The sequence below is a fragment of the Arthrobacter sp. TJ-217 genome (assembly GCF_058269255.1).
On the sequence record NZ_JBZCNJ010000011.1, the window covers coordinates 1 to 23,792 of the forward strand.

Annotated in this window: 30 protein-coding genes, 1 tRNA gene and 1 pseudogene; 13 read left to right on the plus strand and 19 right to left on the minus strand. The window is 65.6% G+C overall.

Annotated features, from left to right (window positions below):
* Positions 1-203, minus strand: a pseudogene (locus tag AC4D2R_RS16725) (acyl-CoA desaturase); the annotation flags it as partial.
* Positions 204-583: 380 nt separating this feature from the next.
* Between AC4D2R_RS16725 and AC4D2R_RS16730 the strand changes: the two are divergent.
* Positions 584-1,501 (plus strand): SDR family oxidoreductase, encoded by a 918-nt coding sequence (locus AC4D2R_RS16730; protein ID WP_490941236.1) that lies wholly within the window; start codon positions 584-586, stop codon positions 1,499-1,501.
* 92 nt (positions 1,502-1,593) lie between these two features.
* Here AC4D2R_RS16730 and AC4D2R_RS16735 read toward each other — a convergent pair whose 3' ends face one another.
* Positions 1,594-2,454: a hypothetical protein gene (locus tag AC4D2R_RS16735; protein WP_490941237.1), complete on the minus strand. Its 861-nt coding sequence runs from the start codon at positions 2,452-2,454 to the stop codon at positions 1,594-1,596.
* A gap of 109 nt (positions 2,455-2,563) precedes the next feature.
* On the opposite strand from AC4D2R_RS16735, the gene AC4D2R_RS16740 reads away from it, so the two are divergent.
* A complete protein-coding gene (locus AC4D2R_RS16740; protein ID WP_490941238.1) occupies positions 2,564-3,064 on the plus strand; it encodes a DUF456 domain-containing protein in 501 nt (166 codons plus the stop codon).
* A 30-nt stretch (positions 3,065-3,094) separates the two neighbouring features.
* On the opposite strand, the gene AC4D2R_RS16745 is transcribed toward AC4D2R_RS16740, so the two are convergent.
* From AC4D2R_RS16745 to AC4D2R_RS16755, 3 genes are read right to left on the minus strand one after another with little or no spacing between them, the layout of a single operon-like run.
* Positions 3,095-3,220, minus strand: coding sequence for a hypothetical protein (locus tag AC4D2R_RS16745; RefSeq protein WP_490900518.1), 126 nt, complete (start codon positions 3,218-3,220; stop codon positions 3,095-3,097).
* A 48-nt stretch (positions 3,221-3,268) separates the two neighbouring features.
* Positions 3,269-4,747: a S10 family peptidase gene (locus AC4D2R_RS16750; RefSeq protein ID WP_490941239.1), complete on the minus strand. Its 1,479-nt coding sequence runs from the start codon at positions 4,745-4,747 to the stop codon at positions 3,269-3,271.
* Positions 4,748-4,784: 37 nt separating this feature from the next.
* Complete coding sequence (locus tag AC4D2R_RS16755; RefSeq protein WP_490941240.1) at positions 4,785-6,320, minus strand: DHA2 family efflux MFS transporter permease subunit; 1,536 nt, start codon at positions 6,318-6,320, stop codon at positions 4,785-4,787.
* 112 nt (positions 6,321-6,432) lie between these two features.
* Here AC4D2R_RS16755 and AC4D2R_RS16760 point away from each other — a divergent pair.
* The 3 genes from AC4D2R_RS16760 (at position 6,433) to AC4D2R_RS16770 (ending at position 7,475) form a co-directional block, all read left to right on the plus strand.
* Positions 6,433-6,505: transfer RNA gene (locus AC4D2R_RS16760), tRNA-Ala, on the plus strand.
* A gap of 52 nt (positions 6,506-6,557) precedes the next feature.
* A complete protein-coding gene (locus tag AC4D2R_RS16765; protein WP_490941241.1) occupies positions 6,558-6,830 on the plus strand; it encodes a hypothetical protein in 273 nt (90 codons plus the stop codon).
* Between the two features lie 54 nt (positions 6,831-6,884).
* The gene (locus AC4D2R_RS16770; RefSeq protein ID WP_490941242.1) at positions 6,885-7,475 is read left to right on the plus strand and encodes a hypothetical protein; all 591 of its coding nucleotides are present in this window, start codon (positions 6,885-6,887) and stop codon (positions 7,473-7,475) included.
* 79 nt (positions 7,476-7,554) lie between these two features.
* Here AC4D2R_RS16770 and AC4D2R_RS16775 read toward each other — a convergent pair whose 3' ends face one another.
* On the minus strand, positions 7,555-8,217 hold the full coding sequence (locus AC4D2R_RS16775) for an alpha/beta fold hydrolase (RefSeq protein ID WP_490941243.1): 663 nt from the start codon (positions 8,215-8,217) through the stop codon (positions 7,555-7,557).
* Between the two features lie 326 nt (positions 8,218-8,543).
* Here AC4D2R_RS16775 and AC4D2R_RS16780 point away from each other — a divergent pair, with 326 nt between their 5' ends.
* Positions 8,544-8,864: a hypothetical protein gene (locus AC4D2R_RS16780; RefSeq protein WP_490941244.1), complete on the plus strand. Its 321-nt coding sequence runs from the start codon at positions 8,544-8,546 to the stop codon at positions 8,862-8,864.
* 56 nt (positions 8,865-8,920) lie between these two features.
* Here the strand turns inward: AC4D2R_RS16780 and AC4D2R_RS16785 are convergent, their stop codons facing one another.
* The 4 genes from AC4D2R_RS16785 to AC4D2R_RS16800 all read right to left on the minus strand — a co-directional run bounded on the left by AC4D2R_RS16785 (position 8,921) and on the right by AC4D2R_RS16800 (position 12,011).
* On the minus strand, positions 8,921-9,226 hold the full coding sequence (locus tag AC4D2R_RS16785; RefSeq protein WP_490900530.1) for a DUF4193 domain-containing protein: 306 nt from the start codon (positions 9,224-9,226) through the stop codon (positions 8,921-8,923).
* 179 nt (positions 9,227-9,405) lie between these two features.
* Positions 9,406-10,056 (minus strand): isochorismatase family protein, encoded by a 651-nt coding sequence (locus AC4D2R_RS16790; protein ID WP_490941245.1) that lies wholly within the window; start codon positions 10,054-10,056, stop codon positions 9,406-9,408.
* Positions 10,057-10,242: 186 nt separating this feature from the next.
* On the minus strand, positions 10,243-11,184 hold the full coding sequence (locus AC4D2R_RS16795) for a LysR family transcriptional regulator (protein WP_490941246.1): 942 nt from the start codon (positions 11,182-11,184) through the stop codon (positions 10,243-10,245).
* 284 nt (positions 11,185-11,468) lie between these two features.
* The gene (locus tag AC4D2R_RS16800) at positions 11,469-12,011 is read right to left on the minus strand and encodes a carboxymuconolactone decarboxylase family protein (RefSeq protein WP_490900533.1); all 543 of its coding nucleotides are present in this window, start codon (positions 12,009-12,011) and stop codon (positions 11,469-11,471) included.
* A gap of 99 nt (positions 12,012-12,110) precedes the next feature.
* On the opposite strand from AC4D2R_RS16800, the gene AC4D2R_RS16805 reads away from it, so the two are divergent.
* Positions 12,111-12,731 (plus strand): ABATE domain-containing protein, encoded by a 621-nt coding sequence (locus AC4D2R_RS16805; RefSeq protein ID WP_490941247.1) that lies wholly within the window; start codon positions 12,111-12,113, stop codon positions 12,729-12,731.
* A 7-nt stretch (positions 12,732-12,738) separates the two neighbouring features.
* Here the strand turns inward: AC4D2R_RS16805 and AC4D2R_RS16810 are convergent, their stop codons facing one another.
* The 5 genes from AC4D2R_RS16810 to AC4D2R_RS16830 all read right to left on the minus strand — a co-directional run bounded on the left by AC4D2R_RS16810 (position 12,739) and on the right by AC4D2R_RS16830 (position 15,699).
* A complete protein-coding gene (locus tag AC4D2R_RS16810; protein WP_490941248.1) occupies positions 12,739-12,966 on the minus strand; it encodes a helix-turn-helix domain-containing protein in 228 nt (75 codons plus the stop codon).
* The gene (locus AC4D2R_RS16815; protein WP_490941249.1) at positions 12,966-13,613 is read right to left on the minus strand and encodes a hypothetical protein; all 648 of its coding nucleotides are present in this window, start codon (positions 13,611-13,613) and stop codon (positions 12,966-12,968) included. The genes AC4D2R_RS16810 and AC4D2R_RS16815 overlap by 1 nt, the downstream gene beginning before the upstream one ends.
* A gap of 264 nt (positions 13,614-13,877) precedes the next feature.
* Positions 13,878-14,012: a hypothetical protein gene (locus AC4D2R_RS16820; RefSeq protein ID WP_490941250.1), complete on the minus strand. Its 135-nt coding sequence runs from the start codon at positions 14,010-14,012 to the stop codon at positions 13,878-13,880.
* A 747-nt stretch (positions 14,013-14,759) separates the two neighbouring features.
* Positions 14,760-15,023 (minus strand): hypothetical protein, encoded by a 264-nt coding sequence (locus AC4D2R_RS16825; protein WP_490941251.1) that lies wholly within the window; start codon positions 15,021-15,023, stop codon positions 14,760-14,762.
* A 166-nt stretch (positions 15,024-15,189) separates the two neighbouring features.
* A complete protein-coding gene (locus AC4D2R_RS16830; protein ID WP_490900538.1) occupies positions 15,190-15,699 on the minus strand; it encodes a MarR family winged helix-turn-helix transcriptional regulator in 510 nt (169 codons plus the stop codon).
* A 256-nt stretch (positions 15,700-15,955) separates the two neighbouring features.
* Between AC4D2R_RS16830 and AC4D2R_RS16835 the strand changes: the two genes are divergently transcribed.
* Positions 15,956-16,258, plus strand: a complete 303-nt coding sequence (locus AC4D2R_RS16835) for a DUF4193 domain-containing protein (protein WP_490900539.1) — start codon at positions 15,956-15,958, stop codon at positions 16,256-16,258.
* A gap of 87 nt (positions 16,259-16,345) precedes the next feature.
* On the opposite strand, the gene AC4D2R_RS16840 is transcribed toward AC4D2R_RS16835, so the two are convergent.
* Together AC4D2R_RS16840 and AC4D2R_RS16845 are read right to left on the minus strand one after the other, a co-directional pair.
* On the minus strand, positions 16,346-16,669 hold the full coding sequence (locus AC4D2R_RS16840) for a hypothetical protein (protein WP_490941252.1): 324 nt from the start codon (positions 16,667-16,669) through the stop codon (positions 16,346-16,348).
* A gap of 181 nt (positions 16,670-16,850) precedes the next feature.
* The gene (locus tag AC4D2R_RS16845; protein WP_490941253.1) at positions 16,851-18,095 is read right to left on the minus strand and encodes an alpha-hydroxy acid oxidase; all 1,245 of its coding nucleotides are present in this window, start codon (positions 18,093-18,095) and stop codon (positions 16,851-16,853) included.
* A gap of 387 nt (positions 18,096-18,482) precedes the next feature.
* On the opposite strand from AC4D2R_RS16845, the gene AC4D2R_RS16850 reads away from it, so the two are divergent.
* Positions 18,483-18,920 (plus strand): GNAT family N-acetyltransferase, encoded by a 438-nt coding sequence (locus tag AC4D2R_RS16850; protein WP_490941254.1) that lies wholly within the window; start codon positions 18,483-18,485, stop codon positions 18,918-18,920.
* 9 nt (positions 18,921-18,929) lie between these two features.
* On the opposite strand, the gene AC4D2R_RS16855 is transcribed toward AC4D2R_RS16850, so the two are convergent.
* Entirely contained in the window at positions 18,930-19,595 is a 666-nt protein-coding gene (locus tag AC4D2R_RS16855; protein WP_490941255.1) for an alpha-ketoglutarate-dependent dioxygenase AlkB family protein, read from the minus strand.
* 131 nt (positions 19,596-19,726) lie between these two features.
* On the opposite strand from AC4D2R_RS16855, the gene AC4D2R_RS16860 reads away from it, so the two are divergent.
* From AC4D2R_RS16860 to AC4D2R_RS16870, 3 genes are read left to right on the plus strand one after another with little or no spacing between them, the layout of a single operon-like run.
* Positions 19,727-20,137, plus strand: coding sequence for a YybH family protein (locus tag AC4D2R_RS16860; RefSeq protein WP_490941256.1), 411 nt, complete (start codon positions 19,727-19,729; stop codon positions 20,135-20,137).
* A 9-nt stretch (positions 20,138-20,146) separates the two neighbouring features.
* The gene (locus AC4D2R_RS16865) at positions 20,147-21,559 is read left to right on the plus strand and encodes a purine-cytosine permease family protein (protein ID WP_490941257.1); all 1,413 of its coding nucleotides are present in this window, start codon (positions 20,147-20,149) and stop codon (positions 21,557-21,559) included.
* A complete protein-coding gene (locus AC4D2R_RS16870) occupies positions 21,556-22,212 on the plus strand; it encodes a cyclase family protein (RefSeq protein WP_490941258.1) in 657 nt (218 codons plus the stop codon). The genes AC4D2R_RS16865 and AC4D2R_RS16870 overlap by 4 nt, the downstream gene beginning before the upstream one ends.
* Before the next feature lie 31 nt (positions 22,213-22,243).
* On the opposite strand, the gene AC4D2R_RS16875 is transcribed toward AC4D2R_RS16870, so the two are convergent.
* Entirely contained in the window at positions 22,244-23,038 is a 795-nt protein-coding gene (locus AC4D2R_RS16875) for a phosphatase PAP2 family protein (RefSeq protein WP_490941259.1), read from the minus strand.
* 86 nt (positions 23,039-23,124) lie between these two features.
* Here AC4D2R_RS16875 and AC4D2R_RS16880 point away from each other — a divergent pair, with 86 nt between their 5' ends.
* Entirely contained in the window at positions 23,125-23,787 is a 663-nt protein-coding gene (locus AC4D2R_RS16880; RefSeq protein ID WP_490941260.1) for a pyridoxine/pyridoxamine 5'-phosphate oxidase, read from the plus strand.
* Positions 23,788-23,792 lie beyond the last annotated feature (5 nt).

Sequence of the window (23,792 nt, forward strand, 5' to 3'; positions counted from 1 at the left end):
AACCACGTATCGCCCAGCAGCGCGAAACCTGTCCACGCGGCACCCATTGCAAGGCTCAGCAGAACGAATACCGCAACATAGAAACGGCGGCGGCGGTTCAGGAGCCCCTCTTTTCGAACCTGCTTGAGCAGGACCGAGTAGGAGGCGACAACGTCGTTCGGTTTTGAAATCCGGACTTTTCGAGCTGGGGTGGTAACGCTCATCAGTATCCCTGGTGTTGGGGTCGGCTTCCCAGCCTCGAACTGGGGGAAAACCCCACGGATGCTCTCAACTCTACGGGAGATTCCTGTGTAAAGACTGGGTGTGTCCCCGATTAGCGCCGGCCCACGCACCGGCGTTCGGCCGGACGCCCCTAGAATGGGTTCATCATGCGATTCATTGCCAAATACCGCACTCCCATCGTCTGGGTCCTCGTAATATCGCTCATTCTGAGCGTCGGAGCGGGTTTCTTCTCTGCCGTCTTCTAGGCGCCCTTGCTTCGGATCAAAAGGGCCGCATAGGATGATAAGTAGGCTTAGTTTCCACGTGGACGGCCTGGCCCGGGGCCTTCCGGCCCCGGGGACATCCGGCAAGGGAGGACTGCATGAGCCCCGAAAATTCGCCATCGGCAACCGACCAATACACGTTCCAGAATCCAGTCACCCGCTTCGAGAGCATTTCACCACCGAAGCAGGACCAGCCCGAGCCCGGCCTTGACCGCGACCTGGCCCCGCACGCCGACCGCGGCGAGACCTCCTACCGCGGCACGGGGCGCCTTGAGGGCCGCAAGGCCCTGGTTACCGGAGCCGACTCGGGCATCGGAGCCGCCGTTGCCATCGCCTTCGCCAGGGAAGGCGCCGACGTCGCCCTCAGCTATCTCCCCGAGGAGCAGGCCGACGCTGAGACAGTCCTGAAGTTGATCGTGGACAGCGGGCGCAAGGGCGTGCTGCTCCCGGGCGACCTTAAGGACCCCGAATACTGCAAGTCCGTGGTGCAGGAAGCCGCTGCCGGCCTGGGCGGCCTGGACATCCTCGTCAACAATGCGGCCAAGCAGATTGCGGTGGAATCACTCGAGGAACTCACCGATGTGCAGCTCGAGCACACCTATCAAACGAACATCCTCTCGTTCTTCAGGGTGACGCGCGAGGCGCTGAAAGTCCTGCCGGCGGGCTCCTCGATCATCAATTCGACGTCGATCCAGGCCTACGAGCCGTCGCCGACCCTGCTTGATTACGCCAGCACGAAAGCCGCGATCAATAACTTCACCAAGGGCCTGGCACAGCAGTTGGCGCCGAAAGGCATCCGCGTGAACGCTGTGGCGCCCGGGCCCATCTGGACGCCGCTGCAGGTCTCCGATGGTCAGCCGAAGGAAGCCCTGCCCGAGTTCGGGAAAAGCACCCCGTTGGGCAGGGCGGGACAGCCAACCGAGCTTGCGCCAGCCTACGTGTTCCTTGCCTCATCCGAGTCGAGCTACGTGCTCGGGGAGACACTCAACGTGAACGGCGGAATGCCCTCGCCCTAGCCGGTCGCCGCGCGGCACCGCCAAAATGAACCGGCCCCGGTTTCCACGAGACGATCGTGGGAACCGGGGCCGGTTGCTGCGCGGGTGTGGACTCAGCGGCGTGAATGCTCGTCGAAGTCCGCGCGGTCGATGCGGCGGTGGTAGCGCATGCCGGTCAGGCCTCCGAGCACCGCCCCGATGAGGGCGGCAAGGGCAGCGACAACGACGGCGATGATTCCGCTTGTGGTCAGGTCGCCCTCATTGATCGGCAGCCGGGGGAAGCTGTTCAGGTTTGCAAGGATGTCGAACTGGCTTCCGGCAATCAAACCGAGGATCGCCACCACCACGGCAATGATCACGGCCCAGAGCCAAACGGCAAGGCCCTGCTTCGCGCCGTCGAACCGGGCCATGCGGCCTGCCACATAGCCGCCGGCGAAGTAGGAGATCAGCAGCAGGACAAGCAGCACGATGGCCGAGGTGAGCCCGACCGTCTGGGCGTTGTTGGATGCCTGGTCGGCCGCCTCGTTCAGGTTGGTGTTCGTCGAAAGACCGAAGGCGGCCCCGGCCGCGGCGAGGAGTGCGGTCAGCAGAACGGCCATCCCCGTTGCGGTAAGCCAGCCGAAGAACGCCGATCCGAACTTCATTCCGCCGAACTCTTCCTTCTCCCGCTGGTGCAGGGCCCGGCGGTCCGCTGCCGCTGGAACGGCGTCGCCGTCGACGGCGGGGCGGTCGTTGCGGTCGCGGTGGCCGTCGTCGTCCGGGTCGAGCCGGTGGTTCCGTGAATCGCTGGTGTGGGTCACGGGCACTGCGCGGGTGTGCTCGCGCGTAGCGGTGTCCTCATCGCTGGGAGCCGGGGCTTCCCCGATGCTGCTTGCGCCGGCCGCGTTCGCGTCGCCCGCGTCACGGTGGGGGTTCTGCCCGCCGCGGGGACGCTGGGCGCCCTCGTCACCGTTCCCTGTTACTGGCGTACTCATTGGTCCTCCTGGTTGCAGGGCTCGCTTTTAACTAAGTTCCCTTAGTATTGCAGGCCGGAGGGGGGAACTCCATGTCAACGCGGCCGCCGGCAGGTGCGAGACTTGCTTCATGGAGTATCAGGCGATCGTGACAGTGCTGACCGGGCTGCTGATTGCGGTGGGAATTGCCGGGGTCGTATTCCCGGTCCTGCCGGGCAGCATCCTCATCATCGGATCGCTGCTGTTGTGGGCTGTCACCCTGAACAATCCAGTGGGATGGGTGGTCTTCGCGGTCGGCTCGCTGTTCGCCGTCGCGGGCCTGCTCGCCGGCCTGGTCCTGACCGGGCGGACACTCAAACGCCAGCGTATCCCGGGACGCTCGGTGACGATCGGGCTGCTGGCCGGCGTGGTGGGGATGTTCGTCATCCCGGTGGTCGGCTTGTTCATCGGTTTCGCGGCGGGCCTGTTCGCGAGCGAATACCTGCGCCAGCGCAGTGTCAGGCCGGCGCTCGCCTCAAGCGCCCAGGCGCTCAAAGCCACGGGGCTCGGGATCCTGGCCGAGTTGGGCCTCGCCTTCGCGGCGGGCAGCACCTTCATCATCGGAGCCTGGGTTCACTTCTCCCCAAATTAACCCCCCGCAGTGCCCGCCGCGGCTCTCGGCCTACCGGCCGAAGTTCCTCCGGTAGCGGGTCTTGTCGGCGCGGTTGATGGTGCCTCCGTGGCGCCGCTTCTGCAGCAGTTTGGAGGCGATGACGGGCACCAGTGCCCAGAGGATTCTTTTAAGCACGACGTTCCTTTCGACGACGGCCGCGGCTCCGCGGCGGTATTACTAATACTACTTACTATCTCCGTTGTTAAGCGGTGCGGCCACGAATCGGCGCAGGGACTCAAGTTGTGCGTGCCGCGCCTCCGGGTTCAGGTACATCATGTGTCCGGCCTCGTGGAAGTGGTGCGAAAAGCGCGCCTTCATCTGCTCGTCAAGGGACATATGCGCCCACACATACTCCGCCGCGAAGTGCGGGGTCGCGCCGTCGTAGTACCCGTAGTCCACGTGGACGCGCAGGCCCGGGTTGTGGACCAGGAGCCGCTCAAGCACACCCGCGACGTCGACGGGAGCGCCTTCGAACGTCCGGTAGCTCCATGGCTGCACCCGGGCGGTGAGGATTTCGTAGGGGAGGTCGTTCTCATAGCCGAGTTCGGCCCGGACATAGTGGTTCATTGCGGCGGCGTACGGTCCGGTGATTGCCCGCATGCTTGGGTCGTCCCAGGAATCCGACGCCTGCAGGTTCTCCGGGCGTGCCGTGAACCGCCCGTCGATCCTTCCAACTGCGAGCCCCTCCGCGCGGAGCAGCTCGGCGGCGAACTCGTGGTAGCCCCAGCGCAGGTTGGTGCGGCGGATGAACCCCTCATCCAGTGTGGTCAGCGCGCCCAGCCGCGCGACGACGGCGTCGTACTCATCGGCGGTGAGGCGGTTGCCCTGGGTGAGCGCATGCCCGTACGCGCCCCCCGCGAATTCCTCGGTCTCGCGCACTACGTCCGAGAGCTCCCGTCCGGGGTGGCGGCCATGGTAGTGGGCGATCGCTGCATAGGTCGGGAGGTGGAGCGCGTAGGGGAGGTCGCTGCCGGGGAGGAAGCGGAGGGTTGACAGGTTCAGGACTGTTGAGATGAGCCCGAGCCCGTTGACGGCCATGCCATAGGCGTCGAACAGGCGGCCGGCGACGGCGACCGCCCGCAGCGTGCCGTAGGACTCCCCGACCAGGTACTTGGGCGAGAGCCAGCGGTTGTTGCGGGTGGTCCACAGCCGGATCACTTCGGCAACGAGGTCCCGGTCCTCGATGAAGGCGTGGAATTCGTCCGACTTCTCGCCTTCGACGACGCGGGAGAATCCGGTGTTGACCGGGTCGATCATGACGAGGTCGCTGTGCTCCAGCAGCGTTTCGGGATTGTCCACAAGCCCAAAGGGCGGCGGGGTCATGCTGCCGACGTCGCCGGAGTCGACCCGCCGCGGGCCGAGCAGCCCGAGGTGCAGCCAGACCGAAGAGGATCCTGGCCCGCCGTTGAAGGCGAAGGTGACGGGCCGCCCGGAGTGCTGGCCGGTGCGGGTGTAGGCGACGATGAAAATTTCGGCCTTGGGCTTGAAGCCGGTGGCTTTGCCGTCCTTGATCTCCTCCCGGCGCAGCACGAGGCGTCCGGTGGTGGTGGTGTATTCGAGGCCGGCCGGGGTGGTGTGGGTGCGCGTTACGAAGTCGTCGGTCACCTCCTTCACCTCTGCAGGGGCGTCGGTGCTGTTCGGGTCAACGGTTTCATCAGCCATGGCGAAAGCCTACCGGTGGTTGATGGAGGCAACCACCCTAGGGGTGGAGGGTTTTGGGGGAGGCGACCCCTCGTGCGGCGGCGTCCCCCGCCCACGTGTTGTTGGGCTGGGGCTTGGCGAAGAACAGCGCCGCGCCCACGCCGATGATGATCACGGCCGCAGGCAGGTACAGCGCCTGCCCCATCGCCAGTGAGTACCCTGCCTGTGCCGATTCGGGGAGTGCACCGCCGGCACCGGAAGAGCCGCCGGCGGCGCCGAGATTCGCGGTGAGGCGTGACTGCATCATCGCCGCGATCGCTGAGCTGCCGAGCACCGCACCCACCTGGCGGGTGGTGTTGTACACCCCGGATCCCGCCCCGGCGAGGGACGGTGCGAGGTTTCGGGTTGCCGTGAGCGACACCGGAGCCCAGATGCCCGAGCTGGAGAGCCCGAGCAGCGCGACGGGCAGCAGAATCTGCCAGAGCGGAACATCCGGGGACAGGAGGGACCCCAGCCAGAACAGTGACACCGACATGCCGGCGAATCCGAAGACGGCCATGTACTTGGGGTTGCCCCGCTGGACGAGCTTTCCAACGAATGGGGCGAGGACGCCGGAAATTACCGCCATGGGCGTCAGGAGCAGGGCCGCCTGTGTGGGGCTGAGTCCGCGCACATTCTGGGCGTAGAGCATCAGCGGCAGCGCCATGGTGGTGATCGAGAAGCCCATCGCCGAAATCGACGTGTTGGCGAGGGAGAAGTTGCGGTCCCGGAACAGCTTGAGCGGAATCAGTGGCTCGCCCCGGTTGAAGCGCTGCCACAGGACAAATGCAGTCAGAAGCAGCAGCCCGGTGATGATGAGCGACCACACGGACACCGGTCCGGCGATGGTTCCCCAGCGGTAGGTTTCGCCCTCCTGGATGCCGAAGACCAGACAGAACATGCCGGTTGCGCTGAGGAACACCCCTGGTAGGTCGAAGCGGCGGGCGGTTGTGCCAAGGCGGGGTACCAGCCGGTAGGCAAGCACGAACCCGAGCACTCCCACCGGAACGTTAACGAAGAAGATCCACTCCCAGCCCAGCGAATCGACGAGCAGGCCGCCCATGATCGGTCCGACGAGGGTTGCGAAGCCTGCGACCGAGCCCCACAGGCCCATAGCTGAGCCGCGCCGCTCGGGCGGGAAAATCCTGGTGATGACGGCCATTGTCTGGGGGGTCATGAGGGCCGCGCCGAGACCTTGGAGAACCCGCGCAAGGATGAGGGAGCCGACCGAATCGGCGAATCCGCACCAGGCACTTGAGAGCGTGAACACCACAAGGCCAAGGAGGTAGATTCTGCGGGGGCCGAACCGGTCGCCGAGCCGGCCGGTGATAAGGAGGGGCACCGCGAACGCGAGCAGGTAGGCGCTGGTAACCCAGATGACGCTGTCGATGTCGGCGTTCAGCCCGTCCATGATGGCAGGGGTGGCCACGGAGACGATCGTCGAGTCGACGAGGATCATGAAGAAGCCGATCACAAGGGACCACAGGGCCGGCCAGGGGCGGATATCTTCGGAGGGGAGAGCGGGCGCAGGTGGTGCAGGTGGTGTGCCGGGCATGAGAAGAAGATTACTCCTGCCCGCCGACGGATCGTTGTGGGGCAGATCTCCAGCAGGCCGGGGAGCTGGAGTGGCAGGTGCTGGCCCCCGTTCGCTACAGTGTTCGGTATCAGGGGCTTTAGCTCAGTTGGTAGAGCGTTTCGTTCGCAATGAAAAGGTCAGGGGTTCGATTCCCCTAAGCTCCACTGTTACCGCGGACCTTGACGCGAGATGCGCGCTTTCCCCGTCCGCTGCGCGATGGCTTTCGAGGTAGTTCCTCAAGGTCTGCGCCACGCCGCCGGCCCGGAGCCGATCACCCCAAGCACCCTCAAGGACCTGACCGAGGATTTGCTCGGGCCGGTCTCCGGCAGTAACTACCTGTACGACAAGTACCTTGAAGATCTGCCCGCCGGCACCCCTGCCATGACGTTCGATCAGTGGCAGGATGCTCGCCAGGCAGAATGGGAGGCGAGGAAGAACGCACGGCGCTCCTCGGGGGACAGCAAGTCCACGTGGCCGAATCGGACTTGAAGGCCTCGGAGGCGCAAGCGGGAACCCCATTGACAACGCTGTGAGACTGGGGCGATGAGCTTCTTCGATGACGTGCAGCCCCCGCCGCCTCCGCCATGGCATGCCGAACGGAACCTGGACTGGGTGCGGCCACCCTCCGATGAACTGCCTGCCGTCCTTCCCGAGGGCAGGTTCCTATGGCGCGGTGATGACGTATCCGTGGGCGTGTCCCACCTCGAGGCCTACTCGTCAGGGTGCTCGATCCGGGTTCGCTGGATGCTTCGCCGAGGCGCCCGATCCGACGCCGAATGGAACGCCCTGCTGGACCGCTGGATGGGGCAGGACCGACGGAGCGGACAGACGCTGCGCTTCGGGATCCGGGACGCCAGCGGACGGAAGTCCGCCACGGATGCGGTCCCCTGGGCCGGACAGGAACCCGTCAGGGGGCCCGTGCTGATGATGCAGGCGGAGTCAGGGGCCACCGAGAGCACCATCACCGGGTCAATAGATCTGTGGCTGTACCCGCTGCCGCCGGCCGGAGAACTCATCCTCGCCGTCGAAGGGCCAGTACTGGGGATTCCGGAGTCGACGCTCACCCTGGACGCCGGAGCGGTCCTCGAAGCCGCGCACCGCAGCCAGGGCTTTTGGAGCGACGTCAAGCGGTAGCCGGCCGCAGGGCATGTCGGGCATCCCGCCCGTGGTCGCTCACCTGGGCCCGGACAGAACGGCGCCAGGGGATATTCTCCTACGATGCTGCCGCCAACTGCCCAGCGAAGTCGACCAACGCAGCGGCAACAGCATTCGGTTGGCTGAGGGTGGCATAGTGCCCGCCGCCGATCTCAACCGGCTCGATCCCCAGCCGTTCGCGCACCTGGCGCCTCATGAAAGGCGGCGGGAAGAGGTGGTCCTCCAAGCACAGGATCGCCCGAGTAGGTACTGCGGGGTGCCGATCCGCCGGCCATGGCCGGGACATCCAATCGCCGCGCTGATCCCGTTCCCGCGCCTGCGCTTCGCGGGCAAGAGCGTCAGGGACACCGTTGAAGTAGACGACGTCAGGATCGTCGTCGATGGTCTCGCGGTCGTGGCCGGTGTTCGTCCACCAGTCGGCGAAGCTCTCACCGGGCAACGGAATCATCCCCGCGAGGTAAACGAGGCCTTCGGCGTCGAGCTGCTCACAGGCCAGGGGAGCGATGAACCCGCCGAGGGAATGTCCGACGACGATGACGTGCGGTGCCGCGCCCACAGCGGCCCCGATGGTGGCGACATACTGCTCGAGGCCCGCGTTGTCGTCCTCGATCGGAAGGTCGACGGCAACGACGTCGTGCCCCGCGCCCTCGAGGAGCTGGGCAACGAGGTGCCAGTCCCACGCAGTGGAACCGCCGCCGTGGATGAGCGCGAAAGTTGCCATGAGATTCCCCGTTCCAAGCGATCGATGGGCGGATGCGGCTACTGTACCCGCGCCCTGCGACGTTTAGGCGGCTCATATCGAGGCGGCCCATATCACCGCCGGAGTCGGACATCGTGCCGCTCAACCGGCGCGTGGAGTCGGCGGGGAGGACCTAGGCGCTTGAACGGTGACGATTCGATCAAGAACCGATCCCGGCGCCATCCCCTGAACCATCAGGGCGGTAGGCTCCGCGCCAGATGCCCCGGCGTCGTCCATCCACCGAGAGAAGGCGCTGCCGCAAGCAGAACGGACCGGCGCGGCACGCCCGGAAGGAGTATGGTGCGGGGATGGAAGTTGTTCCGGCATACGAGGGTGACGGCAGGTGGGAAGAGCACCGCAACTCCTACTGCGTTTACTTTTTCGACAGGGTCGGCCCTGGGTTCGGCAGCAACAGCGAACTATTCGACATCTCCGGTGCGATCCTGTCCGAAGCGAAGCAATGGGCAGAGGAGAACGCGGCCGGGCGATGGTACGCGATCACCCTTGTCCAAAACAATGAGGACGGCCGCGGGCTGATCTGGCTCGACGGTTACGACGCCAACAGCGTCCCGTATGACCCTCTCGCCCAGCGGCTGAACAACGAGATGCGCGGCCGCTCCCCGCTGTAGCCCATTTGGGCTACAGCCAGTAGTTGCTGCGGCATGCTCACTCCGGAACGCGAGGGCTAGCCTTCACACTCGCGGCAGTACCTATCGCCGTTCTTCTCGCGGGCGAGCTGGCTGCGGTGGTGGACCAGGAAGCAGGACATGCAGGTGAATTCGTCCTCCTGGACCGGCACCACCTCAATCAGCAGTTCATCATTGACGAGCACCGCGCCGGGGAGCTCGAAACCGTCGGCGCTTTCAGCTTCTTCGAGGTCGATGACTGCCGTCTGGGTGGTGGCGCTGCGCTGGGCCTGGATTGCCTCAAGCGATTCGTTCGCCGGCTGGTCCTCGGGTTTGACGCGTGGCTCGTCGTAGTCAGTTGCCATGATGTGGGGGATCTCCTTTGTATCGGTCGCCCACCAGATTACATGTGAGAACTGCACGCCCCATGACAGCGGTACCCAAAACGGCGAAACCATGAATCGAATACGCCCCTTAAGTGACGCGAGCGGGGCAGGGGCAGATACGTAGGGGCTGCCCCTGCTCCGCACATCCGGCTGGCCGCTCAGCCCTGCATTGCGGCAACTGCCTCCTTCGTCGATAGTGCTGCATTTGCGAGGAACCGGAAGCTGATTTGGGCCGACAGGTTGCCATCACCCAGTTCGGGATGGACCGGGGATGCCGTCGCGTCGGTGGCTGCAGCAACCTCAAAGCCGCTTTCGAGCAGTTCCCTGAGGTGTGATTCCATGCAGAGGTTCCCGAGCATCCCGCCAAGAATCACCTTCTTGATGCCGCGTTTGCGAAGTTGGACGACTACATCATTGGTTCCGGGACCGAAGACCTTGTGGGGGTTGCAGATGATCGTCTCGCCGTCGTTGATGATCGGCGCCAGTGACTCCAGCCAGTCCGCACCCGAGCCGGCGAACGCCTCAGTGGTGAGCGGGCCGACCCTGGCGAACATGTTGCTCTCGTGCATCATCGTTTCGATCGGGCCGCCGAACTCCCACTTCTTGTCGGTCGGATAGTAGTAGTGGGGGGAGATCACCCGGAGGTAGCCCCGCTCCTTCGCCGTCCCCAGGAGGTTTTCGAGGTTCTCGACTGTGTTGTTGGCTTTGAGGCTGTCCTTGATCAGCTCCCATGCGACGCCGCCTTCACGCAAGACGTCATTCTGAGGGTCGGTTACAAGGACTGCCGTATCAGAGGCACTGAACTGCATTGCGGCTCCTTAAACGATGCAATGAGGTGGAGACAGGCAGCCCCGGTATCGAGGCCGGGCCCGTTGCCCTCCCATCCTCGGTCCGCGGCGGCGCCGCGTCTAATACCCGTTTCGGGAGCAGGCTATGCCGCTGGGGCATCACCGAGGCGGGGTTCCAGGGCGATGCACTCCGCCTCCGGACGGCGGTTACGCAGAGCGCGCGTGGGCGTTCCGGGCCGATGAAGACGAACCGGAAACCGCCCGATGGACCTCGTGCGGGCGCATCATCGCCACCGCAAGCTCGGTCAGCTGACGCACCTCCGCGGTATCCCCGGCCGCGCCCCACGCGAGCACCACCGAGCTCGAAGCAAGCCCGTCGACAGCGCGGTACACGACCCCCGGCCGGGAGTAGAGCGCAGCTATCGACTGCGGAAGGACGACGACGCCGCGATCGGCCGCTACGTGTTCGAGCTGGTCTTCAACTCCCACGCCCGGAATGGCCCTGGTGTCCGGGGAGGGTTCGCGGCGGCTGAGGGGGACGGGACTGATGGCACGGAGCTCGGGCACGCCGTCGGGGTCCTGCAGCAGCGTAAGTCCGATGAGATCCCGCACTGTCACACGATGTCGGCGGGTCAGCGGGTGGCCGGCGGGAAGCGCGACGACGTGGCGCTCCTCGAAGAGGGGAAGCAGCGTCAGCCCATCCCGGGCTATCGGCAGCCGCAGAAAGCAGGCGTCAACGCGTTCCTCCAGGATCAGGCGCGTCTGGTCGTCGGCGGGGGTGCTGAGGAATTCGATGGCGACGTCGGGGTGCAGGCGGCCGTACGCCTTGATCACCGGGGCGATGCGGATGCCGGGGGCGAATCCAATGGTCAGCCTGGGGCCAGCGCCGGCTCGGCTGACCCTGCCTTTGATGGCCGCGGCGGCGGCAAGCAGGGGCTTGGCCTCATCGAGGAGCTGGATGCCGGCGGGGGTGAGTGCGCTTCCGTGCGCCGTGCGGGTGAAGAGTTGAACGTCGAACTCACGCTCCAGCGACCGGATCTGGCGTGTGAGGGCCGGCTGCGCAACGTGGAGGGCGTCGGCCGCACGCCGGAATCCTGCGTGCTCGGCAACGGCGACGAAGTACCGCAGCTTCCTCAGATCGAGGTCCATGGCCCGCCCCTCAAGGGTCTGCTCATTCCAGCGTGGCTCCGCCCAAGGCGCGGCGGAAGTTTGATGGCGACCCCCTCAAACCGTAGCCGACTATCGCACCGGAATTCAGCGCCCCGAAGACAAGGTGGGATTGTTACGCTTCGCCCGCGGCTGGTTCGGTTTCGGCTTCAGCACGACGGCGGCACCGGGGAGTTGAACAGCGAAGGAGGAGGCCGGGTTGCCGGCCACCTCCTTTACGCAGTACTTTGCGCGTCGGCGACGTTGATGGATCGCCGCTGGTGTTCCTAGAGCTCCGAGGCGCGAACGACGGGGAACTCGATGTCGGTGTCCGCGATCCTGTTGAAGAAGTTGGTCATCGTGTTCAGTGCGATGACCGCGACAATCTCGCCAATCTCCTCATCGGTCACGCCGGCGGCGCGGAGGTCATTGACCTGCTCGGTTGTGGCCCCACCGCGGTTATCGACGGCGGCGAGGGCAAACTTCAAGATGGCGTCGGTCTTGGCGTCCGAAGCGGAGGCCTTGCGGGCGTCGCGGATATCCTCGGCACTCAGGCCGGCGCTGGGTCCCATCATGGTGTGGGCCGAGAGGCAGTAGTCGCACTCGTTGGCCTGGGCCAGGGCCAGGGCGAGACGCTCCCGCGTGTTGGCGCCGAGGGCTCCGCCGGCGAGGGCGCCGGAGAGCTGAAGGTAGCCCTTAAGGGCGGCCGGGCTGTTCGCCATTGCCTTGGTCATGTTCGGCACAACGCCCATGCCCTTCTTGACCTGCGACAGCAGGGTTTCCTGAACTCCGGTGGCCTCTTCAAGCTGGATCATTGGCATGCGGGTCATGATTTTCTCCTCGTATCTAACGTTTATTCGGTATTGCAACCGTGAGATCAAGTAGAGCACAGTATTCTCACGCATGCAACTTGCTGTTATCATGAGAACATGGCCCTGAAGTATGAGGGTGGAGCCCCGGTCATTGGGGACTCCCCCGCACTTGACCTCGCAAATACCTACTACGCGGTGCGGGGGAAGCTCCGGGAAGGACTTGCCTCACCGCAGGACGTTGGCGCCTGGACCGCCGTCGTAGCGCCGCGGCTCAATGGAGTCGAGCTCGCGTACGAGGAGCTCGCCGCGGCGGGGGAGGGCGACCTCAACCAGTACCTCGAGCTGCGCTCCGCTATCCGAGATATCGCCGAGGACCTCACCAAGGGCCAAAGCCCGGCCGAGGAGCCGGTCCACGTCTTGAACCGCGCCGCCGCACTGGCGCCGGCCTCCCCGGTCCTCGCCATGGCGCCGGACGGAACACTGAAGAAGTCGGCCCGTGCGGAAGGCGAGGCGCCGAAGGCCGCCCTTTCGGCGCTCGCGCGCGACGCCGTCGACCTGTTTTCCGGCGAGCGGAGTGCCCTGCTCCGGGACTGCCAGGCGCCGGGATGCTACTTGTTCTTCCTCAAGGACCACCCCCGCCGGGAGTGGTGTACGCCCGCCTGCGGGACGCGCGTCCGCGCTGCACGTGCCTATTACAAGCGGACCAACCGTGCCGCGGATGAGGTGCTCCCGGGCTGATTCCCGCTCAGGAAGATGAAGGGGCGAGGACCAGGAGGTCACCCACCTGACATTGCAAGGCCTCGCAGACCGCGGACAGCGTTGAAAACCGAATGGCCTTCGCCCTGTCGTTCTTGAGCACCGAAAGGTTCACCAGGCTGATCCCCACGCGCCCGCTGAGTTCGGTCAGGGTCATGTTTCGCTCATCGAGCAGTTCGTCGAGACGACAGTGAATCCTGGCCTCGTCGGCAGGCATCAGACGAGGCCGTCCACGTCGTCCTGAAGGCGGCGCCCACGCTGGGTGATGGCGGCGAAGAGCGACATAACCACCCCGATGACCAAAGGTGCCGGATTGAGATCCAGGACAAAGTAGCCGGATCCAGTGTTGGCTGGGAAAAGCCCGGAATACTCAACGAGGCGGCTCCGTCCCGCGGCATCCAGGACCTGCTCGAAGGTGCCGGCGGTGGCCACAATGATCCCGGTGATGCCGACGGCCCGCGCCGATCCCTCGGTGTACGGCCGCTCCGCCCGCAGCCGGCGGCACAACACGAAAACCAGGACCGAGATGGCCAGCACGATGACTCCGCTCAGCGCCGCGGATGAGGCCAGCAGGCCCGCCTCGTAGGACGGAAGACCTGCGAAGGCGACCTCGGCGGTGCTGTAGCGCGCGCCAAGAACCGCTTCGGCACTGCCGTCGACCCGGGGTGGTGAAACGTTTTCCAGCGGGAGATCCAAGGTGACCGGGCCGGTGAGAAGGGTGCGGATGGTTGAGCTGATGAACACCGTATTGAGCGCTCCCGCAAGAACGGCAAGCACCATGTAGAAGACGGCGTCGCGCCGCGAAACGATCTGCGCTGGCTTGCGGCGTGGGATTACGGTGGATTTCCGCCCGGCAGAGGCCATGTCCGCTCCTAGTTAGTTAACGATATTCGATAACCTAGTGCTGAGTGCCGAGGCGGTCAAGGTACCCGCGTCGACGGGGCCATGCCGTCACGTGGGGCCACCGGCGCGGCCGGTGATCCGGCAGGCGGGTCCGGTCCCACCCTCACGGCTACCTCCCTGGGTTGAGCGACCCTCAGCCGTCGTCGGAAGTGGTCGTCCCCAAGGATAGGGCGGATCGCGGCATCCCAAGCGCTGCCGGCCCCGTGAGTTCAGTGGGCGGGGTGGCTAGTCGGTTTCCGGTTCGGGCTGCCTCCAGTAGGCGATGAAGCCGGCAAGGGCGCCGATTGCAAGGATCAGCGTCGCGCCGACACCTGCCATCCGGTCGAAGTTGGGGCGTGGTGCTTCCGGGCCACTGACCACCACCGGCTCCGCTGATGCTTCATCCGACGGTTCCGCGCGGGGAGCCCTTGCCGTGGGGGTCGGCTCCGGTTCAGGCGACGGCGCGAGGGTGTAGCGGGGCCGCGGCTTCTCCTGCGCGCGCGTAGGCGCTGGCGCCGGCTGATTCGGGATGATTGCAGGCGGGGCGGCCTCCTGCGGAGCTAACGGTGCAGGCGCCGGCACTACAGGGGCAGGGGCAGGCGCAGGGGCCACCGGTGCCGGGGCCGGGGCTGGGGCCATCGGCGGTGAGGTTGGCGCCTCCGGGGCTGGAGTGGGGGCCTCCGGGGTCGGGACGGGGAGCTCGGGTGCAGGTGTGGGAACCTCCGGCAGTTCCGGGAAAGGGGTGGGCTCGCCCGGCGGAACCGTGGGGAGGGGCTCAAACGGAGGGACGGGCGTTTCGAAGCCTGGCTGCGGCGGCGGCGCCGGGTCCGTTGTCTGCGACGGAGTGACCAGGCTGGTGGCGGTTGCCGCAGGACCCGTTGTGAGGAGGGCAGCGCAAAGAGCCAGAACCATTGCACCGCGCTTCATCCAGTTTTCCGTGCCGCCCACCACATTCTCCGAGTCTGCAGGACGGTTGCCCCTGCACTGTCACCGTAACCAGTGGCGTTGCTTTATTCGACTGCCCGCCAGTGCTTGCTTTTATCCCGCTTTACCAGTATTGGCTGAACTCTGGCCGGTCAACCAGCGCCGTGCGCCCGATCCTCTCCAAGCCTGTGCCGGGCGGTGCTCCTAGCCGCGTGGTCCGCGCCGTGCGGAGACGCGGGCGAGCACCCTCTTGGCAGGTGAGAGCCAGGACATGAGAAGGGCGATGGTAAAGAGCTCACTGGCAATAGAGCCGGCGTCTCCGGCGGGCATGAACTGGTGCACAACGGTTACGGCCATGAGGATCAAAAGCGCCTTCTTCGCCGTACCCAGCACGGGCGCCGGAACCGGACGCGGCCAGGGGGTGAAGGTTCCCGCGACGTCCGTGACGGGTGGCGACTCGTCTTCCATGGCTCCCCCTGTCTTGTACCGGCAACGCGCCGGCGGGCCCGCCGCTGAGACGGCGGGATCTCTTTGCAATCACGCAGAACTTAATCATGGCAGAGGGTTCCGGCAGTCCCAGCGGCACCGTGCCAGCTGGGATTGAGCACGTGGACGTCGACCCTCCGCAGGGCGCCTATGAGCGGACGGTATCCGGTTCGTCGAGGACCGAACGCATCCTCGTCAGGAACCGAACCACTACTTCGGCTTCCTCATCACTGAGGGAGGCCGCGACCGCCATCATCCGGGCGTGCATCCCCCCGAGGGTGGCCCTTACCTCGTGATCCGAGGTTGCGGTCGGCCTGATCACGAGGGCGCGGCGGTCGCTGGGGTGGTCCTCGCGCCGGGCGTGACCGCTCTTGACGAGCCGGTCGATGAGAGTTGTCGTCGAGGCCGACGATATTCCGAGCCTTGCCCCTAGTTCCTTGGGCCCGATCGCTCGGCCGGCCTGATCGGCCTGAAGGAGGAAGCGGACGGCGAGCAGGTCGGTTTCGTTCATTCCCATGGCGTCCCGCGTGCGTCGACGCATCGCCGTTTCCGATGATCGGTAATCGCGAAGCGCGCGTAGAACATCAAGCCCGCGGTCGCGCTGCTCGTCCGCTGTGAACCAGTAGCTTGGGGCTGGTTCCGGAAGCTTCGTCGCCATAGCGTAATGCTAGCCCATCTGGTATTTCGGGGGGCTTAGCGTTACCTTTCCGGGAAGAGCCGGTGAGCACGTGCTGCCGGGTCTGGCGGAGGGGCTTTTGGAGGGCGCACCCGGAGTGGGTGAGGGAGGTTTGACTGATATGACAAGAGTCACGGCATATCCTCGCCATCGTGTCAACGGGCCTACCATTTACGGTTAGACTCGGTTGCTGCAACAGGCTTCATTAGCGCAACACCCCCAGGAGAACGGCACCGGCATGGCAACGGATTACGACGCACCGCGGAATAATGACGAGGACAAGGAAGCCGAGTCCCTCGAAGCGCTCCAGGCGAACCGGGGCAGCAACGCGCAGTCTTCTTCAGTGGACATTGAGGACGGCGACACCGCGGAGGGCATTGACCTTCCCGGGGCGGACCTCTCCGGGGAAGAGCTTCTGATTCAGGTCATTCCGCCCCAGGAGGACGAGTTCACCTGTGCCTCGTGCTTCCTGGTGCGCCACCGCAGTCAGATTGCCCTTGAAAAGAACGGGCAGAAATACTGCAACGAGTGTGAGGGCTGATTCAGCGCGTTCACCAGTCCACTTTCAGCGGCGCTCCACTTAGGGGCGCCGTTTTGGTTTGCGCTCCCGGGACAGCAGGCGGGTGTTTTAGGACGCCCTGTTCTCGTACCACCAGTGCGCGGCACCATCGGAGGCGGGCGGGCGCGCCTGGAGTTGGTGGACGCTCCCGGTCCGAGCGGCCGGCCGGCTGACCAGCATCCAGGCGGCGGCGAGCGCTGCGGCGGGAAGCGACACCAGGACGGCCGCGCTCAGGGCGTAGATCGCGAGGAACGCGTGGGCCGGAGTGTCGGAGGCGGCCGAGACGAGCCCTGCGCTTCCAAACCAGACCCATAACCAAAAAGCCCCAACGGCAAAAAGAAGTGTCCGGGCGCGCCGGTAATTAAGCGGGTACTGCACCCGTTTCTTTTGCATTGTGATGTCCCCAGACCCTCAATCAAAACACGCATACCGGCGCGCCGCTTTCTGAATGCTAGCGCCAAAGTTCGACGCAAGAAGGGTTCGATATCAGATTGATATCTGGGACGGTGATTGAGTGATCCTGCGGCCCCGGCCGCAGGGTCTTACAAACCACCGCGGATCTGGAAAATCGCGGCTAATCCAATGGCGTACGCGGTAGTCGGACGTGATCCGGATTCAGCTCGGCAGTTCCGTTCACGCCGAGGAGCTGCATGGTCCGGGCCACCTCCGTGCTGAGGATTTCCAGGCTTCGCTGAACCCCAGCGAGACCCCCCGCCATCAGCCCGTACAGGTATGCCCTGCCGATCAGCGTGAAGTCGGCTCCGAGCGCCACGGCGGCCACGACGTCACCTCCGCTCATGATTCCTGTGTCGAAGAGGATCGATGTTTTGCCCTTCAGCTCGGCCGCCACCGCGGGGAGCAGGTGGAGGGGCACCGGGGCGCGGTCCAGCTGCCGGCCGCCGTGGTTGGAGACGACGACGCCGTCCGCCCCGTGGTCCACCGCGCGTTTGGCGTCGTCGACGGTCTGGATGCCCTTCACCACAAGGTTCCCCTTCCAGACACTGCGCAGCCAGTCGAGATCGTCGTAGCTGAGCGTGGGATCGAAAATCGAGTTAATCAACTCGGCCACCGTGCCGGGGTAGCGGGAGAGGGAAGCGAAGGTCAACGGCTCATGGGTCAGGAAGTTGAACCACCAGGACGGGCGGTATGAGGCGTCAACCAGCGTCTTGAGGGTCAGTGCTGGAGGGACGGTCAAACCATTGCGGACATCTCTCAGGCGGGCACCGGCGACGGGAGTGTCGACAGTGACCATCAGTGTGTCGTTCCCGGCCGCGGCCGCCCTGGTAATCAGCTCCATCGAGCGGTCGCGGTCGGTCAGAAGGTACAGCTGAAACCAGTTGCGGCCACCGGGTGCCGTCGCTGAGACGTCCTCGATCGACGCCGTGCCCATCGTTGAGAGGGTGTAGGGGATGCCCGCGGCCTCGGCCGCGCGGGCGCCCGCGTATTCGCCCTCCGAGTGCATCATCCGGGTGAACCCCGTCGGCGCTATGCCGAAGGGCTGGGCCGATTCCGCCCCCAGGATCATCGTGCGCGCATCCACCGCTCCTCCTCCGCGGAGAACGCTCGGCTGGAACTCAACGTCCCGGAAGGCCTGCCGCGCACGGGCAAGCGACACTTCGCCCTCGGCCGCCCCGTCGGTGTAGTCGAAGGGGGCGGTGGGTGTGCGGCGGCGGGCCATGCTGCGCAGGTCCCAGATGGTGTTGGCCCGCCGTAGCCGGGCCTGCGCTCCGAACTCCGGTCTGCGGAACCGGATCAGCGGCGTCAGGTCGGAAACCTTGGGCACACGGCGTCGGAGGGCGGGAGGGAGAGAGCTGTCCATAAAGCGTCATTTCTATTGCCTTGGGGCTGTTTCCAGCACTCTGGTTTCATTCAAACAAGAACGGAAGGGATCCTCAGCACCCTGACCTTTCCCTTTTGAAGAATGTGAACTAGACTTCACGAACGGTCAAGCAGGAGGCCCTGGACGCACCATTGTGGAGCAAAACCCATGGAACATTTCCCGCAAGTACTCGATCACCCACAGCAGCCCTTCGCGGGTGAAAATTCGAGCAGTGGATCCTGGACGAGGACTTCCCGGCTCGCACTGCCTTCGACCCGGCAGGGCGATGAGGCAGAGTTTCCCGCCGATCTTTCAACCGTTCCCACGAGGCAGCTGCGCACTTTGTGCAACCGAACCTACCAGCTTCTCGACTGTGACTTCCCAACCATGGAAACCCGCGAACAGTACGAGGCCCTCGTCGTCGAACTTGAACGGCGCGAATCGATCGTCGAGCCAAGGACCGAACCCGAGGGAGTGCGCGAAGTCTTCCGCGACAACGCCCTTTTTTCCCGGTTTGAGCTCTACCGAAACGGGATTATGGCGGGATACGTCCAGTACGAGATGCGGGGCGGAGACGTGCTGCTGCTTCATGCGGTCGTCGATCCGCGGTTCCGCAAGATGGGGCTGGAGCCCTTCCTCATGCAGTCCGTGCTGCTCAATGCGCATCGCCGACGCCTGGCCGTGACCCCGTACTGCCCCGAGTCCCAGGACTTTCTGCGGGCCAACCCGCAGTACCTTGCACTGCTCCCACCGCGCCAGCGGCGCCGCTTCAAGCTGATGACCGCCGCGCGCATGGCACAGCAGGGGGCGAGGGCTTCGGGGTAGGGTGCTGGGTCAGCCGGTAAGTCCGGTGACCCGCAGCGTAATATTCAGCCGGCCCGTCAGCCCGAGAGCGGGGTCCGCTGTCCCGGGCGCGGTCTTGAGCACGCCATGGTAGGCAAAGCGGGCAGGGCCGCCGAAAACGAAAAGGTCGCCCGACTCCAGCACCACGTCGCGCCACGGTTTGCCCCGGGTGTCGGCGTTGCCGAAACGGAAAACGCAGGAATCCCCGAGGCTGATCGAGACCACCGCCTCCGGCGACAACTCCTCCTTGTCCTGATGCATTCCCATCTTGGCCGCGGCGTCGTAAAAATTGATGAGGGCGGCGTCCGGGGCATATCCGGCTGCTGCGTCGGGCCCGAACGCTGCGGCAACGGCGCTCTTGCCCAGCGTCACCAGAGGGTCGGGGAAGGGTGCCACCGGTCCGCCGCCGACGTCGTCCGCTGTCCTGCTGTACCGGTAGGGCTGCCAGTGCCAGCCCAGGCATACAGTGCGCACCGACATCACGCCCCCGTTGGGCATCCGCGCCGCACGCATGGGTACCGGCCCAGCGGCCCAGCGGCGGCATGCCGCAACAAGTTCCTTCTGCTGGTCAAGCGTCAGCCAGTCCGGGATGTGAACCGCGCCGGGGACGATATCGGCGCGCTCGCGCGGCAGGAGCGAATCAAGCGAAGAGCTCATCCTCCAATTCTCGCCTACCCGCCAGAGAGTCCGGGATACAAAAGTCCGTTGACAATGTTGCACACGTCACTTCACACTTTTGTAAACAGAAGTTGCACCCAGATCAACTCCTCAATCCCGGAGCCACGCTTATGCAGCAGGATCCACTGACCCCGGCCGACGTGCACCGCGCAGCAGCAGCGCTCGTCGGCGCCTTCGCCGCCACCGATACCAAGGCGTACTTCGGGGCCTTCTCGCCCGAAGCCAGCTTCATCTTCCACAACGAGGCCGCCCGCCTCGACACCCGGGCGGCCTACGAGGAGCTCTGGCAGTCCTGGCTGGCGTCGGGATGGCGGGTGGTTGCCTGCGAAAGCAGCAATGCGCTCATCCAGCTCAGCGGAGACACCGCAGTCTTCGCACACGATGTGCGCACCACCACGCGGTCCGGCGGAGCCGAGGAAACGGTGAATGAACGCGAAACGATCATTTTCCGCAGGACCGCCGACGGGCGCATTCTCGCAATCCACGAACACCTTTCCCCAGTGCCTTCCCCTTCGAACTGAGGCAGAAACATGTCCCTCCCGCAGCACACAGAACCCCGGGGCAGCGCATGGTCGCGGCTGTCCACCCAGCTCGACAACAATTCCGAAGGCTACGGCCCGATCAAGGGAACGCTGCCTCTGGGCAGAATCGGCATGATCTGGCTCGCAGCCAACCTCGTCGTGACGACGCTGCTGACCGGAACCCTTTTCGTCCCCGGGGTGTCCTGGCCGCTAGCGCTGGGCCTTATCGTCCTGGGCACCATCATCGGCGGCGCGGTTCTCGTGCTCGTCGGCAACATGGGAACCCGCACCGGCCTGCCCACGATGTCCTTGACGAAGGGGTCCTTCGGGCTGCGCGGATCGTTCCTTCCCGTTGCCGCAAACGTCGTCATTCTCATGGGCTGGAGCTGGGTCCAGGCGATGCTCGCCGGCGTCACTGTCAACTTCCTCGTTGAGCAGGCCACCGGCTTCTCGAGCCCGGTGCTCTTCTCCGTGCTGTGCCAACTGCTCGTCGTCGCACTTGCCATCTTCGGGCATGCGGGCATCGCCAAGGTCGAGCCGTGGCTCGCGCTCGTGATCCTCGGCATCATGGGCTACGTCTTCATCACCGCATTCACCTCATACCCGCCCGCCGACTTCGCCGCCCTGCCCGCGGACCCCGCGCTGGGGATGACGGGAATCGTGGTGCTCGACATCGTGATTGCCACAGCCATCTCCTGGACGGTGCTCTCGGCGGAATTCAACCGGCTTGCACGCTCGCAGGCCGGCGGCATGATCGGATCGGGAATCGGTTACATCCTCTCGACGGTGCTCGCCATGAGCCTTGGGGCAACCGCCATCGCGTACGTGGTCCTGAGCGGCGGGGAAGCAACGGCGTTCGACCCGACGGTCATCGTTGCGGCGTTCGGCGCACCGCTCGCCGTCGTGATTTTCCTGTCCGTCATGGCGACAAACACCATGGTGGTCTACGGCATGGTGTCCTCGGTGGTGAACATGGTCCCGTCGACCCGGCTGAAGTTCCTTCCCACCGCACTGATCCTGGGCGCCATCTCCATCCTCGGCGCAACATGGCTTGACCTGCTCGATCAGTTCACCAGCTTCCTCGTTGTGATCAGCTCGTTGTTCATTCCCGTCTTCGCCATCATGCTCGTTGACTACTACATCGTGAAGCGCGGCTTCTACTCCCGGGACATCCTCAAGGGCAAGGGAGGCGCCTACTGGTACCAGGGCGGAGTTAACGCCGCAGCCGTGGTGGTCTGGGTGATCGGTGCCGCATCGTCCCTGCTGCTCACCTACGTTGCACCAAGTCCGCTCGGTGCAACGATCCCTACCTTCGTCATCTCCGCGGCGCTCTACGTCGGATGGGCAGCGTTGAGGCGGAAGATCGCCCGCACCGGCCACGGCCAGCAGCACCTCGCCGAGGCGGGACAGGGCGCCGCGTGAAGGTTGTGGACCTGAGCCAGCCCATCACCGCCGGCATGCAGGTTTTCCCGGGTGACCCTTTCGTGAACACGATGCTCGCGGCAACGCTTTCCGCGGACGGGTTCCAGGTGGCCGAGCTCCATCTCGGTACGCATAGCGGCACCCATGTCGACGCGCCCCTGCACACCGTGACCGGCGGCGCCGCGGTTGACGAGCTGGAGCTCGCGCAGCTCCACGGCCCGGCCCTCGTGGTCCGGGCCGAGTCGGCGGGGCGGAACGCCACCGTGGAGTGGTCCGACGTCGAGGACCAGCTCCGCGGGGTGCGCCCGGGAACCATCGTCCTGTTCTCGACCGGCTGGTCCCGTCACTTCGGTACCGCCATGTACCTCGAGCATCCCGTGCTTTCCGCCGACATCGCCTCCCGCCTCCTGGGCCTTGGGGTGAGCGTCATCGGCGTCGACACCCTGAACCCCGACCGAACACTTCCGGCCGAGCCCGGCGCGCCGCTCGAGCTGCCGGTCCATGCGGTGATCCTCGGAGCCGGAGGCGCGATCGTCGAGAACCTCACGAACCTCGACGCTGTGACCTGGCCAGACCCGCTGTTTTCGGCGCTGCCGCTGCGGCTGGCAGGGCTCGACGGGTCGCCGGTGCGCGCGGTCGCCATTTTGCCCTGACCTATTACTGACACTCGGGGCAGGAGCCGTCCTAGTCCTCGTCCGCGGCGGTTGCCCGCCGTGCCCGCAGGGTCAGCAGCAGCCGGTGGGCGGTGATTACGACGGCGAGCCAGGCCAGCCCGAGGGTCCACGCGACAAGGACGTCGGTGAACCAGTGGTGCCCGAGGAAGACCCGGCTCAGCCCCATCGTCACTGCAAAGAGGGTGGCACCGGCGATCACCACCGCCGCCGTGCGTTTGCGCCGCTCCGGACGAAGCACAAGGAGATAGGCAACGATTCCGGCAATCACGATCGCGTTGAGGGAATGCCCGCTGGGGAACGACGGCGAACTTTCGTAGGGCGGAACCGCAGCTTCAAGGGGAGGGCGGAGCCGTCCGACGATCTCCTTGCCCGCAACGGTCATCAGGAGGGATCCGAGGGCGGCCGCAGCAATGAGGATCACCGGTGTCCACGACTTCCGCAGCGAGGCGAGCAGGACCATCACGGCGGTGGTCAACAGTGGCATGCCGATCGGCCCGCCGATATTCGTGTAAGCGGTGACAAGGGAGTTGAGCCACGGCTCGCGCAGTGACAGGGCGGCGTCCAGGGCCGGCCGGTCCAGCGCCGAAACGCCATCGGACTCCACCACCGATTCGTAGACCTCGGCCGACGCCGTGGTCAGCGCCGCGGCCAAGCCGCCGCCGATCGCCAGGAGCAGGAGGATCGCCCAGTGCGGACCCACCCAGCGGGCCAGCGGCCGGACCGCCCGCACCAGCCAGCGGCCCACGGGGGTCGCCCACCGGGTGAGGTCCCGGGATCCGGCAAAACGGTCTTCCTCGGCTGTCATGATTCGACCCTATGACGACGGCGGCGGCATTGGCAGGTTGAGGAAATGCCCGGGCGGGCCGGCGGACCGGAGGTTAGGATGGCGCAGTGAGCGACTCAAGAACAGTGCAGGAACTCCTCCGCGGTGCTCCGGTATTTCCCGAGAGCATGCCTTCCTTCGATCCCCGGGAGGCCCCGGCCTCGCCGATCGACCTCTTCGTCGAATGGCTTGCCCTGGCGGTCGACTCGAGATTCCACGCGCCGCATTCGGTTCACCTGGCAACCGCACAGGACGGCGGGGTGCCCGACGCGCGGGTGGTCATCCTCAAGGATGTCGACGCGTCCGGCTGGTCCGTCGCCTCGAGCAGCAACAGTCCGAAGGGCCGGCAGCTCGCCGCGAACCCCAGCGCCGCGCTCACCTTCTTCTGGCCGGAGCTCGGGCGCCAGGTACGCGTCCGCGGCGCAGTCAGCACTGGAGGTTCCGCCGAGAACGATGCGGATTTCCAGCGCCGCCACCCGGTGGCCCGGGCGCTGGTCCTGGCCGGCGCCCAAAGCAGCGTGCTCGAGAGCAGGGCAGCCCTCGACGCCGCGGTCCAAGGCCAACTGGGCCGACTGGAATCCGAGCCCACGCTGCAGGCACCCGACTGGTCGATCTTCACAGTGGCTCCCGACGCCGTCGAATTCTGGCAGGCGGACCTCGAGCGGCGCCACACGCGCCTTCTCTATTCGCGCTCCGGGCAGGGCTGGCGAACCGACCTGTTGTGGCCGTGAGCGCC